The organism is Saccharibacillus kuerlensis DSM 22868 (genome assembly GCF_000378145.1).
In the GTDB taxonomy this organism is placed as follows: Bacteria; Bacillota; Bacilli; order Paenibacillales; family Paenibacillaceae; genus Saccharibacillus; species Saccharibacillus kuerlensis.
In genome coordinates, this window is the sequence record NZ_KB899286.1 from 59,932 (window position 1) to 76,686 (window position 16,755).

10 protein-coding genes and 1 riboswitch are annotated in these 16,755 nt (G+C 51.9%); of the genes, 8 read left to right on the forward strand and 2 right to left on the reverse strand.

Annotated elements, in window-relative coordinates; genetic code table 11:
• Positions 1 to 24: 24 nt before the first annotated feature.
• A complete protein-coding gene (locus F456_RS0112000; protein WP_018977278.1) occupies positions 25 to 6,810 on the reverse strand; it encodes a non-ribosomal peptide synthetase in 6,786 nt (2,261 codons plus the stop codon).
• A 60-nt stretch (positions 6,811 to 6,870) separates the two neighbouring features.
• The gene (locus F456_RS0112005) at positions 6,871 to 7,695 is read right to left on the reverse strand and encodes a 4'-phosphopantetheinyl transferase family protein (protein ID WP_083923646.1); all 825 of its coding nucleotides are present in this window, start codon (positions 7,693 to 7,695) and stop codon (positions 6,871 to 6,873) included.
• A 202-nt stretch (positions 7,696 to 7,897) separates the two neighbouring features.
• On the opposite strand from F456_RS0112005, the gene F456_RS0112010 reads away from it, so the two are divergent.
• The 8 genes from F456_RS0112010 (at position 7,898) to F456_RS0112045 (ending at position 16,675) form a co-directional block, all read left to right on the forward strand.
• Positions 7,898 to 8,836 (forward strand): DNA-binding transcriptional repressor DeoR, encoded by a 939-nt coding sequence (locus F456_RS0112010; protein WP_026293842.1) that lies wholly within the window; start codon positions 7,898 to 7,900, stop codon positions 8,834 to 8,836.
• 100 nt (positions 8,837 to 8,936) lie between these two features.
• Positions 8,937 to 9,028: riboswitch (cyclic di-GMP riboswitch) on the forward strand.
• A gap of 42 nt (positions 9,029 to 9,070) precedes the next feature.
• Positions 9,071 to 10,057, forward strand: coding sequence for a hypothetical protein (locus F456_RS0112015; protein ID WP_018977281.1), 987 nt, complete (start codon positions 9,071 to 9,073; stop codon positions 10,055 to 10,057).
• 239 nt (positions 10,058 to 10,296) lie between these two features.
• Entirely contained in the window at positions 10,297 to 10,962 is a 666-nt protein-coding gene (gene deoC / locus F456_RS0112020; RefSeq protein ID WP_018977282.1) for a deoxyribose-phosphate aldolase, read from the forward strand.
• A 70-nt stretch (positions 10,963 to 11,032) separates the two neighbouring features.
• Entirely contained in the window at positions 11,033 to 11,431 is a 399-nt protein-coding gene (locus F456_RS0112025; protein ID WP_026293843.1) for a cytidine deaminase, read from the forward strand.
• Positions 11,432 to 11,567: 136 nt separating this feature from the next.
• Positions 11,568 to 12,773 carry a NupC/NupG family nucleoside CNT transporter gene (locus F456_RS0112030; RefSeq protein WP_018977284.1) on the forward strand — a complete coding sequence of 402 codons (1,206 nt, stop codon included), beginning with the start codon at positions 11,568 to 11,570 and terminating at the stop codon, positions 12,771 to 12,773.
• A 43-nt stretch (positions 12,774 to 12,816) separates the two neighbouring features.
• Positions 12,817 to 13,998, forward strand: a complete 1,182-nt coding sequence (gene deoB, locus F456_RS0112035) for a phosphopentomutase (protein ID WP_018977285.1) — start codon at positions 12,817 to 12,819, stop codon at positions 13,996 to 13,998.
• A 543-nt stretch (positions 13,999 to 14,541) separates the two neighbouring features.
• Positions 14,542 to 15,249 (forward strand): purine-nucleoside phosphorylase, encoded by a 708-nt coding sequence (gene deoD / locus F456_RS0112040; protein ID WP_018977286.1) that lies wholly within the window; start codon positions 14,542 to 14,544, stop codon positions 15,247 to 15,249.
• Between the two features lie 124 nt (positions 15,250 to 15,373).
• Positions 15,374 to 16,675, forward strand: a complete 1,302-nt coding sequence (locus F456_RS0112045) for a pyrimidine-nucleoside phosphorylase (RefSeq protein ID WP_026293844.1) — start codon at positions 15,374 to 15,376, stop codon at positions 16,673 to 16,675.
• Positions 16,676 to 16,755: the final 80 nt, after the last annotated feature.

Consider the following 16,755-nt stretch of genomic DNA (forward strand, 5'->3'; position numbering starts at 1 on the left):
AAAGCCCTTGCTTTCTTTTGCGAATTATTCCAAAAATCCTGTTTGCTTGGCATAGGCCAGCATTCGTGCCACCATCGTATCGTCCATCTTCTTCCACTGGAACCCGAGCCCTTCCAAGTAAGCAGTGGTGCGCTCTGAAGCAATTTCGAAACGAGTTTGAATCTGAGCACTTTCCAACCATCCATAGTGCAGCATAATCTTATCGATTTCCGTACGCGACTCGCCTGCTAAAAATTTACTCATAATTTCGTCGACAAATTCCGCGAATTCCAGCGTTTTAATCGGACGTCCTACGTGCTTATCCGTCAAAATTCGATACATGCTCTCCAAGTTCGGATTCAGCAGATGAAAGATTTCGTTCTGCAAATTCTCGGGTCTCATCAGCAGCAGGATAGCCTGGCTTATTCCATCCACGTAGGAAAAATCCGTGTCCGGTTCAAGCTTGGGAACTATGCCGAGACGAACAAACGACTGCAGCATCGTATAGAACGCATTTTCCCCAATATTTTCTTGGAAGCGTCCTGTTTCCGAATGAAACACAACATTGCCCAGACGATAAATGCTTGTCCGCAGCCCTCGCTGTCTCGCCTCCACGACCATTTCCTCGGCTTCAAACTTGGTCTTGGCATAATAATTTTCATATTCCTGACCCAAATTGAGATCGTACTCGCTGAAGAATGCCTCTTCACACTGCGGAATGATTCCGGTAGCGACGCCTAACGTCGAAATATGATGGAAGTCTTTCCGACGATCGGACTCCGCTAGGCGAAGCAGCATTTCCGTTGCTTCGACGTTATGACGCTTGAAGTCTTCGTAACTGCCATAGTGCTTGACTGTAGCAGCTGCGTGAACAATTGCGTCCGTCTCACTTGCTAACCGAATATAAGTCTCATCCGACAGACCCATGCGATCTTCCGACAGGTCGCCGCTCAATACTTGAAGACGGGACTGTTCCTCGACAAGCGACCCTTCGCCGAAGTAGAAATCAAGCTTTGCACGAATACGCCGGAAAGCCTGAGCGTCGTTGTCTCCACGTACAATTGCATAAACGTTCCAGTTGGTGTGCATCAGCATGTCACGCAGCATATGCACGCCAACATAACCGGTCGCGCCGGTCAGCAGAACTCCCCGATAATTTCGAAGTTGTTCGAAATCGACGGAAGCGGCATCGGCTGTAGACCGGCGGAGGTACGTCTCGCGAGCTTCGAACAACGTATCTTCACTCTGCTTGCGGCTGGCTTCCTTCAATTCTTCCAACTTTTCTACAATACGATTGGATGCAGGCTTTACGACGCCGGCAAGCTCTGCGAGCGTCTGATGTTCGAATACGTCATTGATGCTGAGTTCGAACTGCTCTTGAAGACGCGCTACCATGACCGCCGCCTTCAGCGAATGACCGCCGAGTTCAAAGAAATTATCACTGCGGCCGATTCGCTCTGCGCCCAGCACAGCCTGCCATACTTCCGCTATCTTCCGCTCGGTCTCGTCCTGCGGCGCTGCATATTCGCTTTCGGACATTCTTTCGCCCGGCTGCGGCTCCGGAAGTGCACGACGATCAATCTTGCCGTTCGGTGTCAGCGGCATGGCATCCAATTGTACGAAGTACGAAGGAACCATGTAATCCGGCAGACGATCGGCCAGATGGTCGCGCAGCTCACGCTGGGAGACCGGAGACGAAGAAGCGGTATACGCACACAGATATTTGCCGCCTGTCTTGTCTTCCTTCGCCAATACGATCGTTTCTTTGACTGAATCATGCTCCAGCAGTGCCGTTTCGATCTCGCCCAATTCGATACGGAATCCGCGAATCTTGACCTGATGGTCCAAGCGTCCGAGGAATTCCAACTCCCCATCTGCGTTCCATCTCGCCAAGTCTCCTGTTTTGTACATACGTTCATTTTCGACAAATGGATCGGGCAAATAGCGTTCCTGCGTCAGCTGAGGCTGATTGTAATAACCTCGTCCTACGCATTCGCCTGCAATATACAGTTCGCCGGCTGTTCCTCTCGGCTGCAAATTCAGCTTGTCGTTCAGGATATAGATCCTTGTATTGGTAATTGGTCTGCCAATTGGAGGCAGCTCAGGAATTAAGCCAACCGGGTCAATCGTATATGCAGTTGCCACATGCGTCTCCGAAGGCCCGTAATGGTTGTGCAGGAAAATACCGTGACGGCGAAGATGCTCTTGGAATTTCTCCGGTACAACCAATTGTTCACCCGCCGTAACGATATGACGGATACAGGTCGGGAAGCGTTCCTCGTATTGTTTTTCGCTCAAAATAAATTTCAAGAACGACACCGGCATAAACAAGACACTAATCTGTTGTTCTTCGATTAATTGAAGCAGACGGCCGACTTCGCGCCGCATCTCACTGCGAATCAAGCACAACGTGCCGCCTGCCAAAAGTGTCGACCAAATCTCCTGCGAGCAAACATCAAAGCTGAGTGTTGTGAACTGCAGAACCCGTCCGGTGTAATCGACATTCGTTTGCGTGTATTCGTAATGAAGCAGGTTGATCATATTGCGATGCTCCAGCATAACCCCCTTCGGTCGTCCTGTCGTACCTGAAGTGTAGATTACATAGAGCAGATCTTCCGCACTGCTTCGGGCAGGAGGATTCTCTGTCTGCTGTGAGTAGGCTTCCTCTTCGTCCAGATACAGTCGTTCCCCATCAAATCTGAACTTGTCTCCCAAATGGCGCTGAGTCAACAACAGATCCGATCCGCTGTTCTCCATCATATACAGAATACGATCTTCCGGATACTCCGGGTCGATAGGTACATAAGCTCCACCCGCTTTGAGAACAGCAAGCAGACCGACAATCATCTCTAGCGAGCGATCGAGCATAAGCCCAACCAATTTATCGGCAGTTATGCCCTTTTCCATAAGTGTATGCGCAAGGCAGTTGGCCCGCTCATTCAATTCTGCATAGGTAAGGGACTTCCCTTCGAACGTGATCGCTGTATGATGCGGGATCTCTGCGGCACGGCGCTCAAACGCCTGCTGAATCGTTAGGCTCCGATCGTAATCCGAAGCCGTGTCATTCAGGTCATATATAAGCGATTCCTGCTCTTCGCTGGCCAGCATCGGCAGCGCGTGCAGTGTGCAATGCTCATTGTCGGCCGCAGCTTCAAGCAAACGGATATAATGATCGGCCATAGCCCGAATCGTGCTCTGTTCGAACAGATCAGTGCCGTACTGAAAGTCGACGCGGATGCCGTCTTCATGTTCCGTAATATCAGCCATCAGATCGTACTTGGCAATTTTCGGCGCATACGGTTGAGTTCTTGTTTGGGCACCTGCAAAATCGGGAGCCAGACTGCCTGTATTTTGCATGACGAATAAAGTATCGAACAACGGGCTGCGTCCCGCGTTACGCGGTACGTTCAGCTCGTTCACCAACTCGCCGAGCTCATACTCCTGATGATCGAATGCACTCAACAGCTGTGCTTTAACTTCTTGAAGATACTCGGCGAACGTCTTCTTTTTATCCGGGTATGTCCGCAGCGGTAGTGTATTGACGAACATGCCGATTACATGGTGCAGCTCTTCGCGGCCTCGATTGGCAACAGGAACCCCGACGACGAGATCTTCCTGTCCCGCGTAGCGGCTGAGCAGTGTACCGTACGCCGCCAGCATGACCATAAACAAAGTTGTGCCGGTACGATCAGCCAACTTTTTCAATTCTTGCTGCAGTTCTGCGCCAATTTCGCTGTGCAGTGTATCGCCGTCGAAGCTCTGTTTTTCGGGACGAGGCTTGTCGAGCGGCAGTTGAAGCATCGGCAGCTCGCCGGCCAGCTGTTCACGCCAATAACCAAGCTGCGCTTCGCGAATAGAAGCTGCGGCTTCGCGATCGTACCAAACCGAGAAATCTTTGAACTGAATTCTTAAAGGTTCAAGAGATTCCCCTCGGTAAAGCTGGGACCATTCTTCAAAGAAGACATGCATCGATATGCCGTCGACCGCAATATGATGGAAGTCGAGCATGACGAAATGAAGCTCTGCTCCGCAGGATACAAGACCTGCGCGCATAAGCGGTGCGCGGCTTAAGTCGAATGGCCGGACGAAATTATCCATCAAACGCGAGACATCCTCTTCCTGCGCCTGCAAAAGTGCAAGGCGCAGTTCGGCGTGATCATGTACGCGCTGCACGATGCGTTCGCCCAGCAGTTCAAATGAAGTTCGCAGCGATTCATGCCGCCGGATTAACTGCTGCAGCGAGCTCTCCAAACGTTCAGGATCCACTGCGCCTTCAATACGCAGCAGCATAGGCGCGTTATACGCCTTGTTCGCGCCCTCCATCTGTTCGATGAAGAACAAGCGGCTCTGTGCAGGATAAGCGGGATAGTGGTCAGTCGGCAGCACAGCCGGAATCGACAAGTGCTGTGGGAGCGAAGCGTTTCGCATGCCGGCACGCTCGGCAATTACCGCAGCTTGGGTCCGGACTGTTGTATATTCAAACAGTTCGCGGATCGACAAGTTCACACCAAAATCGCGTTCGATTCGAGCCCGCAGAACAGCCGCCTGCAGGGAATGGCCTCCAATATCAAAGAAACGATCGAGCACTCCGAAGCGGTCGTGTCCCAATACTTCTCTCCAGAGAATATGCAGCCGCCCTTCTTCCTCTCCAGCTGCTGGCTCGTAGGCGGCGGTCTCCCTAGCCTGCGGTTCCGGAAGCGAACGCCGATCGATCTTGCCGTTGGCGTTGACCGGAAGTTTCGTCATCGTCACAAAGTGAGCCGGGACCATATAATCCGGCAGACTCCGCCCCAATTCGGCGGCCCATTCGGCATAAGTCAATTCCGTATCTGACTCGACGTAAGCACAGAGATAGGAATCGCCGGATGAGTCTTTCAAAGCCGCAACAATACAATCGCGTACGTCTTCCCGCTCCAGAATGCGCTGCTCGATCTCTCCGATCTCGATACGGAACCCCCGGATCTTGACTTGATGATCCAAGCGGCCCAAGAATTCGATCGTCCCGTCTCGTTTCCAACGCGCCAAATCTCCCGTACGGTACATGCGAACGCCTTCGCGGTAAGGATGCGAAGAGAACTTTTCCGCCGTAAGCTCTGGGCGGTTGAGATAGCCGCGGGCCAGTCCGGCCCCTGCTACGCAGAGTTCGCCTGCCACTTCGACCGGCTGCAGACTGCCGTAAGCGTCCAAAATCATAATTTGCGATCCGCGAACCGGCTTGCCGATTGGAATATTGTCCTCCATTTCGGTAACGAGATGGGAGCTGGTCACGATTGTGTTTTCCGTTGGACCGTAACAGTTATGCAGTTCATAAGGACGGGGACGGAACGTCTTGAGCTTATCGCCGCCGGTCAGCAGCACTCGCAGCGAATAGTTATCGTACTCCATGAATTGTTCGCAGAGTTGAGTCGGCAAAAATGCGATCGTGATGCCTTTTTCATTAAAATGCCTGTTCAGTCCTAACGGATCCAGTCTCAAATCTTCGGGAATCATATGAATGGAGGCTCCACAGAGCAGGTAAGGGAAGATTTCCCACACCGAAGCATCGAACCCAAAGCCCGCGTATTTGACAGTCCGATCTTCCGATGTCACCCGGAAATGGTCGATATGCCACTGTGCCAAATTCACAAGCGAGCGATGTTCAATGATCACACCTTTCGGCGTACCGGTAGAACCCGAGGTGTAGATAATATAAGCAGGTTCATCCGATGTTCCAACATATTCTTCCTCGACTTCCATTCCCCAGTCTCGATTGTTGTCGATGTGCAGCTTTTTGCCAGCATAGCCTGCTGGAGCTTCAAGTCCCGGAGTTAGCAGCAGCAGATCGGACCCGCTGTCTTCCAGCATAAATTGAACCCGCTCTTGCGGATATTCGGGATCGATCGGCAGGTAAGCGGCTCCGGCTTTCAAGACAGCCAATACGGACAAGATCATTTCAATTGACGGCTTTGCCATTATGCCTACGATCTCTCCGCCAACCAATCCGGATTTGCGCAATTCGTACGCCAACACATCCGTACGGCGGTCGAGCTCTCCGTAACTGAGTGTGCCGTCTTCGCACACAACCGCATCGCGTTCCGAAATTTGCAGCGCTGTTTCTTTGATCATCCGGTGAATGGGAAGGTTCGCTTCAAGCGAAGCCGCCCCGTTCCCCCAAAGATTCAGCAGAACCTCCCGCTCCTGTTCGCCCAGTAGATCCTCTTCGCCGATCCTTGAATCCGGAACGGTAGTCATACGAATGACAATACCTTGCAGATGGGCCAGTGCCGCCTGCACGAATTGACTGTTGTAAGCGGATTTGCGAAAAGCGGCCTGGGCTTGAATTCGCTCCTTGCCGGAGAAAGTGATAAACAAATCGCAGCCCGACGACTCCAGCGCTTCGGACGCAGTCTCGGTCAAATTGAATCCGATCCCCGTATTGTAAGGACAATCTACGGTCCCGGATGCGTACCACTCGGCAAAGTCCGACGGTTCGAGCGACAGCTCGGCCGCCTCGCGAAGATGCTTGGATATTTCTTCCGTGCGAATCCGAAATGAATGCTGTCCGCTGCTTTTCAACAGCATAGGAATCATTCCTTCGGAGGCCGGCATATAGACCGCAAATGCCAAATTTTCAGTACGCAGATAACGCTGCAGCAGGACTGACCAAGCCGCACATACGATTTCATGGCATAACGAAGCGGAATCGACTGCGGGAAACTCACGTTCTACCGTGTCGATTCCTTGCGCAGGGATTATCGTTTCACCGGTCAGCAGCGTTTTCTCCTCCACATTCCGCAGCTGCTCCAGCCAGTAGGCTTTTATATCCGGTACATTTTTCAATTCAGTATTCATCGTTTGTATTTTTCCCCTTCCGCATGTTGACTGCCCTCTGTAATTCGTAACGTTCATAACTTAGATTAACCTGCAAAATCGCTGTGCCAGGCTGCTTGCGTCAAGCATGTTGATTTCCGACGCCGGACGTTCTTCAGGTCTGCGACAGACAGATAATACATAAGGCTCGGAAATCGGAAGGCCAAGGGACAACCGTTCAATTATCCATGGCTTGCTGTCACAATCGCTTGCCTCTGCACGAAAAAGCTGCCCTTCGCAGCGAGGATTGAACGACGCCAACATACAATCGCCGCTTAATCCTGTTCCCTCCGCTTTAAGCCAACTTTCCAACATCGTCCAGCGCTCATAAAAAGATTGTAGTTCTTCCGGCTCTGCCAACCCGCCTATGGCGGCAGGGGAAGTTTCGCCAAGCAGCGTCCGAATCACTGCCGCATCAAGCGGATCGCTGCGCTCAACATCGACACCGACTTCCAGATCTGCCAGCGCACACACCACAAGCTTGCCTGAGTGAGAGAGGTTGAATGAGGGCGCATATTCGTAATCTAGATACGGTTTGCCGTATTTCCCCCGACGAAACACCAGTTCCCGGTAGCCAATGCCTAGACGCTCGCCGAGCAGCACGGATACAAGCATATGTGAAGCGGCTTTCAGCAGGCGGTCTTCTTTCCGAACCTGACGGATCACACGCTCTCTTTCTTGAGGAGCAAAAGTGGAAATCAGACGATTCCACTCCCATTCGTCAAGAGAAAAATCAAGGTAAAAGGCATATACTTCGATAGGTATACGTCCCCTTTCTATACTTTTGCATAAACCGTATGTGACGGTCTCAACTTGCTCTTCCTGCCGTCGATACCAAAAAAACTCACTTAAAGAATATCGGAACATAGACCTAAAAATACAATACTTTTAAGGAAAAAGTCGCATTTTAGCCTTTAATCTTATTTTCTACAGCGCTATACTTTGAACTTTGTATTTTAGACTCTTTTTTATGCGCTTCTCTCTCCCTGGCCTTCCATTGATTTGAAGACCTGCTGCAAGGCACGTATAATGAGCGTAAAAAATCAAGGGGACGACCATGACGGAAAAAATCGATCTGGACAGACAACGGCTCAGTATTGAAGCTGCCCGGCTGTATTACCTGTCTGATTACAGCCAGCAGGACATCGCGGTTCGACTCGGCGTCTCGCGCCCGACTGTCTCGCGGCTGCTTCAGTACGCCAAAGAAAATGGATTTGTTCGCATCAGCATTTCCGATCCGCTTGAAGATCTCGACGCATTGGGGGCGGAACTGGCTCGCCGCTTCGGACTCCAAGCTGCCCGAGTCTGCTATTCGCCGCAGAACGAGTACCGTGAAATTCGCCAGAGCGTTGCAGCTGCAGCCGCGGAATATTTAGAAGAAACCATTCAAGATGGAGACATTATCGGAATCACCTGGGGAACGACTATGCATGCACTGGCCCTATCGTTAAAGCACAAGCCCGTACGGGGTGTCGAAATCGTTCAGCTCAAAGGCGGAGTCAGCCACTCGCAAGTTCCTACTTATGCTGCAGAAACGGCCAATCTGTTTGCGGAAGCATTCGGCACCATTGCCCGTTATCTGCCTCTACCCGTGATTTTCGACAGTTTCGAGTTAAAACGAATGGTGGAGGAAGACCGCCATATCCAGCGCATTATCGAACTGGGCCGACAGGCCAACGTTGCCGTCTTTACTGTCGGAACCGTCGAGGAAGATGCCCTGCTGTTTAAACTGGGGTATTTTGACGACAAGCAGCGGCGGATGCTGCAGGCGGCAGGCGCGGGAGATATCTGTTCCCGTTTCTTCGACGACCAAGGAAAGATTTGCAGCGAGGAAGTGAATGCGCGAACCGTAGGCATCGACCTGGAGGAATTGCGGAGAAAAGAAAAAGCAATTCTGGTTGCGGGAGGACCGCGTAAGATTCGGGCCATACGCGCTGCACTCACTGGACGCTACGCGAATATTTTAGTAACGGACCAATTTACCGCTATTTCTCTGCTGGCGGATTGAATCTGACGACCCCTCTGCCGATATAAAGCGTGTGCAGATTAAATTGCACACGCTTTATCAAATTGGCGAACGGAAAACGCTTCCTGCCGCCCACTTCTTATCCTGCTCAGGGCAAACTCGCCGAAAGACGAGGACGCAAAGCCACGGGCCTACAGCCGACCTCCGGGCGGCCAAGGCAGCCGGGCCGCCGATTCCGGACCTGATTTGCGGATGAATCGAAAGGTGAAGAATACGATGATAAATACAAGCTTCAAGTTCTCCCGCTGCCTTATTTTGGTCCTGCTTCTGGCATTTACTGCAGGTTCGTTCGGTACGACAAGCACTTATGCGCGTGAACAAGGCGGATACTCTACATGGCTCTGGAATCCTTGGCTGCTTCGCACTTCTTCCGATGATGTGCTGCGTTTTGCGGCTGCGAACAACGTAACGACGCTGTACCTCCAAATTGACCGAGACATGGTTAAATCGGATTATGCTTCTTTTATTGCCCGCGCTTCAGCGCAGGGCATTCGCGTTTACGCGCTGGACGGTGCGCCTCGCTGGGCACTGGATCGCAGTCCGTCGGAGGCCTTGATCGCTTGGCTGGCCGATTATCAATCTTCTGCGGCAGCCAACGAAGCTTTCTCGGGCATTCATATCGACGTGGAACCGTATCTGCTCCCTGAATGGACAAGCGGACGCGAGGCTCTGCTGACTTCCTGGAAAGAAAACATCGATTCGTTGATCGCCGGCGCAAGGAATCTCGGTCTGACCATTGAAGCGGATATTCCGTTTTGGTTCGATGAACATACGATGCCTGGCGAATCGGGAACGCTCAGCTCTTGGATGATCGGTCGTTTCGATGGCATCACGATTATGGCTTATCGCGATTCCGCCGAGCAGATTGCCGAAGTAGCAAAGAATGAACTTGCGGAAGGCGAACAACTCGGTAAGCCTGTTCGGATCGCAGTCGAAACAAATCCGTCGTCGGAAACGCCCCAAGTCACTTTTTACGAAGAAGGCGCATCTTACCTGAACAGCCAGATTGCAGCCGTCAAGCAGCTCGTGAGCGGCAGCTCCTCTTTTGCCGGAATTGCCGTACATGACTATGACGGTTGGAAAAAAATGCAGGACAAAGAAGAGGCAGCGGCGATCCTGCCCGCTCCTCTGCCAAGCACAGGACAAACCGAGACGGCTGTAAAAGCTCCCAAACCGACTCCGCCCGGCAAGAAACAAAAATAAAACGTTTACTCGGCCGGTCTGTCGACCGGAGCGAACGATCGGCCAACATCCTCATTTTTTCGCCCGCTGCGACTTTTTTGTCTTCCCTGACAAAAAGTCTGCAAGCGGGCTTTTTTTGTTCGTGCATGCATTCAAAAAACATACGTCCATCTTTATGAACAAAATTTCAATAACCCTTTTGCATTTGTTCATAAAGATGTTATGATGAGATTAAACCGAACTTGAAGGAGAGATCCAAGATGAATCTTGCATCCATGATCGATCATACGCTGCTGCGCGCCGACGCTGTAGAAGCGGAGATCGCTAAATTGATTGAGGAAGCAAAAACGTACAAATTCGCTTCTGTCTGCGTTAACCCGACTTGGGTATCTTACTCGGCTGAGCGCCTTGCCGGAACCGAAGTTAAAGTCTGCACCGTTATCGGCTTCCCGCTGGGAGCATCAACGCCGGAAACAAAAGCGTTCGAAACTCGCGACGCGATCGAAAAAGGAGCCGGTGAGATCGATATGGTTCTTAACATCGGCGCGCTGAAAAGCGGCAATGCCGAACTTGCGGAACGCGATATTCGCGCGGTCGTTGAGGCAGCTTCGGGCAAAGCGATCGTTAAAGTGATCATCGAGACCTGCCTGCTGACCGATGACGAAAAAGTGCTGGCCTGCGAACTGGCGGTTCGTGCGGGAGCCGACTTTGTCAAAACGTCCACAGGATTCTCGACAGGCGGCGCTACAGCTGAAGACATCGCTCTGATGCGCAAGACCGTCGGTCCTGACCTCGGCGTCAAAGCTTCCGGCGGCGTACGCAGCCGTGAAGATATGGAGAAGATGATCGAAGCCGGCGCTACACGCATCGGCGCAAGCTCCGGCGTGAAAATTATGCAGGGCGGGCAATCCGATTCTTCGTACTAATTCACAGCATTAAACTTGCCAATCTTGCTTTCCGAATCCGATTGAAGGAGGCCACTCAATGAGCCACCCTATGAAAGACAGCCTGATTGAAGCCGCTATACAAGCACGATCTTCCGCATACGTTCCGTACTCGCATTTTCAAGTCGGCGCAGCTCTGCTGGCGGACGGCACCGTATACTCCGGCTGCAATATTGAGAATGCGTCGTTTGGTCTGACGAACTGCGCAGAACGTACCGCCATTTTCAAAGCCGCTTCCGAAGGCATTCGCCGTATCGAAGCGATCGCGGTTGTTGCCGATACGAAAGGCCCGGTCTCCCCATGCGGAGCCTGCCGCCAAGTGATCGCCGAATTCGCTGACGAGCATACGCTCATTTACCTGACCAATCTGAGCGGTGACACGGAGGAATGGACGATGGATCGTCTGCTTCCAGGCTATTTTCAGGCCAAGGATATGGACAAGTCGAACTAAAACAACTGCCCTGCCGTTCTTCGGATTCGGTCGGGCAAGTTTTCTTCGTTTGTTCCCCCTTGCCTGCTTACTCAATTTTTGTAAACGCTTCAATAATATTAAAAATTAAAAACTAATTTTCGGGAGATCTCTATCTATGAATATTCTTATCGCGCTGCTCGGTCTGGCCGTTGTATTCGGCCTCGCTTTTATTGTCAGCAGCAACAAAAAAGCTATTCGCTACCGTCCGCTGGCCGTGATGATCGTGCTGCAGCTGCTTCTCGCCTTCCTGCTGCTTAATACGGTGTTTGGCAACTTTCTAATCCTTGGTATATCAGAAACATTCAATACGCTGCTCGAATATGCGGCCGAGGGTGTCAATTTCGTATTCGGCGGGCTTCTTGTCGCTGAAGGCGCATCCGTCTTTTTCTTAAACGTTCTGCTGCCGATTGTCTTCATTTCGGCATTGATCGGCATTTTGCAGTATACGCGGATTCTGCCTCTTTTCATTAATGTTGTCGGATTGGTACTGAGCAAGATCAACGGAATGGGCAAGCTGGAATCGTACAATGCGGCTGCATCCGTAATTCTTGGACAGTCCGAAGTCTTCATCTCCATCAAAAAGCAGATCGGCTTGCTGCCGAAGGAGCGGCTGTACACGCTCTGCGCTGCGGCCATGTCTACCGTATCCATGTCCATTGTGGGCGCCTACATGACACTGATTCCACCGCAGTATGTCGTTACTGCAATCGCGCTCAACGTATTCGGCGGATTTATTATCGCTTCGATCATTAACCCTTATAAAGTATCGCCGGAAGAAGATATACTGGAAATGCCGGATGAGGAGAAAGAGAAGGAGGAAAAACAATCCTTCTTCGAAATGCTCGGCGAATACATCATAGACGGCTTTAAAGTCGCAATTATTGTAGCCGCCATGCTGATCGGTTTTATCGCTCTGATTGCTATGCTTAACGGCATCTTCGCCGCGATCTTCGGCATCTCGTTCCAGACTATGCTCGGTTACGTGTTCTCGCCGCTCGCTTTTGTTATGGGTGTTCCTTGGAGCGACGCTGTTACGGCAGGCGGTATCATGGCCATCAAACTGATGACGAACGAATTTGCCGCAATGCTCAACCTGAAAACACTGATCGATGCCGGAACCTTGAGCGACCGTACGATCGGTATTGTCTCCGTATTCCTCGTCTCGTTCGCCAACTTCTCCTCGATCGGCATCATTGCCGGCGCGGTCAAAGGCTTGAACGAAAAGCAGGGCAACGTTGTCGCTAGATTCGGTCTCAAATTGCTGTACGGCGCGACACTAGTCAGCATGCTGTCCGCCATCATCGTCGGATTGTTCATTTAATCGTTAGGGTGTAAAATAAGATTTTTCGAAAGGAGCATAAACCATGTCTACATTTAAACGGATTCACCTGATCGTGATGGACTCGGTTGGCATCGGCGAAGCGCCGGATGCCGCGGAGTTCGATGATTTCGGAGTCAACACATTCGGCCACATCGCTCGCGAAATGGGCGGTCTGAACATGCCGAACATGGCCAAACTTGGCCTGTCCAACATTGAAGAGGTCCAAGGCGTACCGAAAGCCGAAGCGCCGCTCGCCTACTATACGAAAATGCAGGAAGCTTCCCGCGGCAAAGACACGATGACCGGCCACTGGGAAATCATGGGCCTGTATATCGACACGCCGTTCCGCGTCTTCGAGAACGGCTTCCCGGACGAGCTGATTCAGCGTATCGAAGAGCATACGGGACGTAAGGTCATCGGCAACAAGCCGGCCAGCGGTACGGAAATTCTCGATGAGCTGGGCGAAGAACATATGAAGACCGGCGCGCTGATTGTGTATACGTCGGCCGACTCCGTGCTTCAAGTCGCTGCCCACGAAGAAATCGTTCCTTTGAAAGAACTGTACGAAATCTGCGAGTTCTGCCGTGAGATTACGCTGGAAGATCCGTACATGCTCGGTCGCATCATCGCTCGTCCGTTCCTTGGCGAACCTGGGGCGTTCAAGCGTACGGCAAACCGTCACGATTACGCGCTCAAACCGTTCGGTCGTACAACGATGAATGAACTGCAGGACGGCGGCTTCGACGTGATCGCTCTCGGCAAGATTGCCGACATCTACGACGGCGAAGGCGTTACCCGTTCCGTGCGCACTGTGTCCAATATGGACGGTATGGACAAACTGGTCGAGGAACTCGACAAGCCGTTCAACGGCCTCAGCTTCCTGAACCTGGTCGACTTCGACGCTCTCTTCGGCCACCGCCGCGATCCTCAGGGTTACGGTCAGGCGCTCGAAGAATACGACGCCCGTCTGCCGGAAGTATTTGCGAAAATGCAGGAAGACGATCTGCTGCTCATCACAGCCGATCACGGCAACGACCCAACCTACCGCGGTACCGATCATACGCGCGAATATGTACCTCTGCTCGCCTACTCGCCGCGCTTCACAGCCGGCGGCAAGCAGCTGCCTCTGCGCAGCACATTCGCCGATATCGCCGCTACTGTGGCCGAGAACTTTGGCGTTAAGATGCCGGAATACGGCACCAGCTTCTTGGGTGATCTGAAGTAAGAAGCTTGCAGTCATCCTGCAGCCAAAATATTCTAATCGAATGATTTTCAAACAGGCGGTATGGAAAAGTGTCTGCTAAAGAAAGTATCCAAGTTGTAAAAACTACAGTATTAATACACATTGAACTGCATTTCATAAGATCAAGCTGCAGCTTTTACAACATTTTTTCTCTACCTGCTCCAAAAAGCTTTGATACATCTCAAAATCCTGCATAAACTACAACTTTTCCTTTTCAAAGCCTTGTTTCAGAGGAAAATGCTTGTAGAAAGTACAAGATGCTTGACACGAAACCGACCTATCTGCTCCACCGCGTAAATCTTTCTTCTGCTCAAAAAGGAATGCGACTGCAAAAACCGACCTTTTCCGCATCGTACCAGCGGAGAAGCGGAAAGAGCCGATGGAGCGAAGCGTTCGCATCTGTATTCCTGTTTTCCCCTTATAAAAATTAAATCGAAAAACAGGAATACAGCGGCGATCGCAGGCCCGACCGCTTCGCAGCGCCTCTCAAACACCCACATATCCAAAAACGGAGGTTTTAATCCAATGAGTGTTCATATCGAAGCCAAAGTCGGCGATATCGCCGAAACCATCCTGCTCCCGGGCGACCCACTGAGAGCAAAATTCATCGCCGATACTTATCTTGAAGATGTTGTCTGCTACAACCAGGTCCGCGGCATGCTCGGTTTCACCGGCACTTACAAAGGCAAGCGCATTTCCGTTCAAGGTTCGGGCATGGGTATCCCTTCGTTTGCCATCTACGCCAATGAACTGATCAGCGAGTACGGCGTCAAAAACTTGATCCGCGTCGGCACATGCGGCGGTATGCAGGAAAGTGTCCGCGTCCGCGACGTCATTCTGGCACAAGCAGCTTGTACCGACTCCAGCATGAACCGCAACACGTTCCCGGGCTTTGACTTTGCTCCGATCGCAAGCTTCGGTCTGCTGAAGGAAGCTTACGAACGTGCCGTAGAAAAAGGACTGAACGTCCATGTCGGCAACATTCTCAGCTCCGACATCTTCTATCGCGATGATAAGACAGTTACGACCAAGCTGATGCAGCACGGCGTACTCGGCGTTGAGATGGAAACGACGGCCCTCTACTCGCTCGCCGCGAAATTCGGTGTGAACGCGCTGACCATCCTGACGGTCAGCGATCACCTCCTAACCGGTGAAGAAACGACTTCGGCCGAGCGTCAATCCACTTTCAACGACATGATGGAAGTCGCGCTCGAAACGGCTCTGACTCTGTAAGATCACGGAGCGGGAGCCAGGCGGCTCCTCGTTTCTCTTACTATACCTATCAACAAACACCGGTCGGGTTCACGCACTGTGCGAGTCCGGCCGGATTCATTTGACGAAAGCGAGGCATACAATGATGAGAATGGTAGATTTGATTGAGAAAAAACGCGACGGTAAAGAACTGAGCACCGAGGAAATCAACTTCATTATCGAAGGCTATACCAAGGGAGATATTCCGGACTATCAAGTAAGCGCATTCGCAATGGCTGTCTTCTTCAAAGACATGACGGATCGCGAACGTGCCGATCTGACGATGGCTATGGTTAATTCCGGCGATACGATTGACCTGTCGGCTATTGAAGGTGTCAAAGTCGACAAGCACTCTACAGGCGGCGTTGGCGATACTACGACACTTGTACTGGCTCCGCTGGTCGCGGCGCTGGACGTGCCGGTTGCCAAAATGTCGGGCCGCGGTCTCGGCCATACAGGCGGAACCGTGGATAAGCTGGAAGCGGTAGCTGGCTTCCACGTTGAGATTACAAATGAAGAATTCGTTAAGCTCGTCAACGAGCACAAGATCGCGGTTATCGGTCAGAGCGGCAACCTGACGCCGGCCGACAAGAAGCTCTATGCGCTGCGCGATGTAACGGCAACCGTCAATTCGATTCCGATGATCGCAAGCTCCATCATGAGCAAGAAGATCGCGGCGGGAGCTGACGCAATCGTACTTGACGTCAAAACGGGCGCTGGCGCGTTCATGAAGACGCTGGAAGGCTCCAAAGATCTGGCCCATGCGATGGTATCGATCGGCAACAATGTCGGCCGCCGCACGATGGCTGTAATCTCCGATATGAGCCAACCGCTTGGCGCGGCGATCGGCAATGCACTTGAAGTGCAGGAAGCGATTGATACGCTCAAAGGACAAGGCCCGAAAGATCTCGAAGACCTCTGTATGGCTCTTGGCAGCCAGATGGTCTTCCTCGCAGGCAAAGCTTCTTCGCTCGAAGACGCCGAAGTCAAGCTGCGCGAAGTGATTGCGAATGGCAAAGCACTGGAGAAGTTCCGCGACTTCCTCGCGAATCAGGGCGGCGATGCTTCGGTAGTCGACCATCCGGAAAGACTGCCGCAGGCGGCTTACAAGATCGAAGTTCCGGCTCCCCGCTCGGGTGTCGTCTCGCAAATTGTTGCCGACGAGATCGGTGTGGCCGCTATGCTGCTCGGCGCAGGCCGTGCGACTAAGGAATCGGAGATCGACCTTGCAGTCGGTCTGATGCTGAACAAAAAAGTCGGCGAAGCCGTTCAGGAAGGTGAATCGCTCGTTACGATTCATGCCAACAGCGAAGACGTGGCAAATGTGCGTGAGAAGATTCTCGCGGCAATCTCTATCGCGGACACCGCAGAAGCACCTACGCTGATTTACGGTACGATTACGGAGTAATTTAACCGAGTAATTTATAAGAGAAGGAGCAGGATAATCCCTGCTCCTTCTTTTTATTTGACTGCTGAACGATTTCAATT

Bases quoted from the DNA above. Each gene is read 5' to 3' on its own strand.
- F456_RS0112005 (WP_083923646.1), bottom strand. From the start codon at position 7,695: ATGTTCCGATATTCTTTAAGTGAGTTTTTTTGGTATCGACGGCAGGAA.
- F456_RS0112045 (WP_026293844.1), top strand. From the start codon at position 15,374: ATGAGAATGGTAGATTTGATTGAGAAAAAACGCGACGGTAAAGAACTG.
- F456_RS0112030 (WP_018977284.1), top strand. From the start codon at position 11,568: ATGAATATTCTTATCGCGCTGCTCGGTCTGGCCGTTGTATTCGGCCTC.
- deoD (WP_018977286.1), top strand. From the start codon at position 14,542: ATGAGTGTTCATATCGAAGCCAAAGTCGGCGATATCGCCGAAACCATC.
- F456_RS0112025 (WP_026293843.1), top strand. From the start codon at position 11,033: ATGAAAGACAGCCTGATTGAAGCCGCTATACAAGCACGATCTTCCGCA.
- F456_RS0112015 (WP_018977281.1), top strand. From the start codon at position 9,071: ATGATAAATACAAGCTTCAAGTTCTCCCGCTGCCTTATTTTGGTCCTG.
- deoC (WP_018977282.1), top strand. From the start codon at position 10,297: ATGAATCTTGCATCCATGATCGATCATACGCTGCTGCGCGCCGACGCT.
- F456_RS0112000 (WP_018977278.1), bottom strand. From the start codon at position 6,810: ATGAATACTGAATTGAAAAATGTACCGGATATAAAAGCCTACTGGCTG.
- deoB (WP_018977285.1), top strand. From the start codon at position 12,817: ATGTCTACATTTAAACGGATTCACCTGATCGTGATGGACTCGGTTGGC.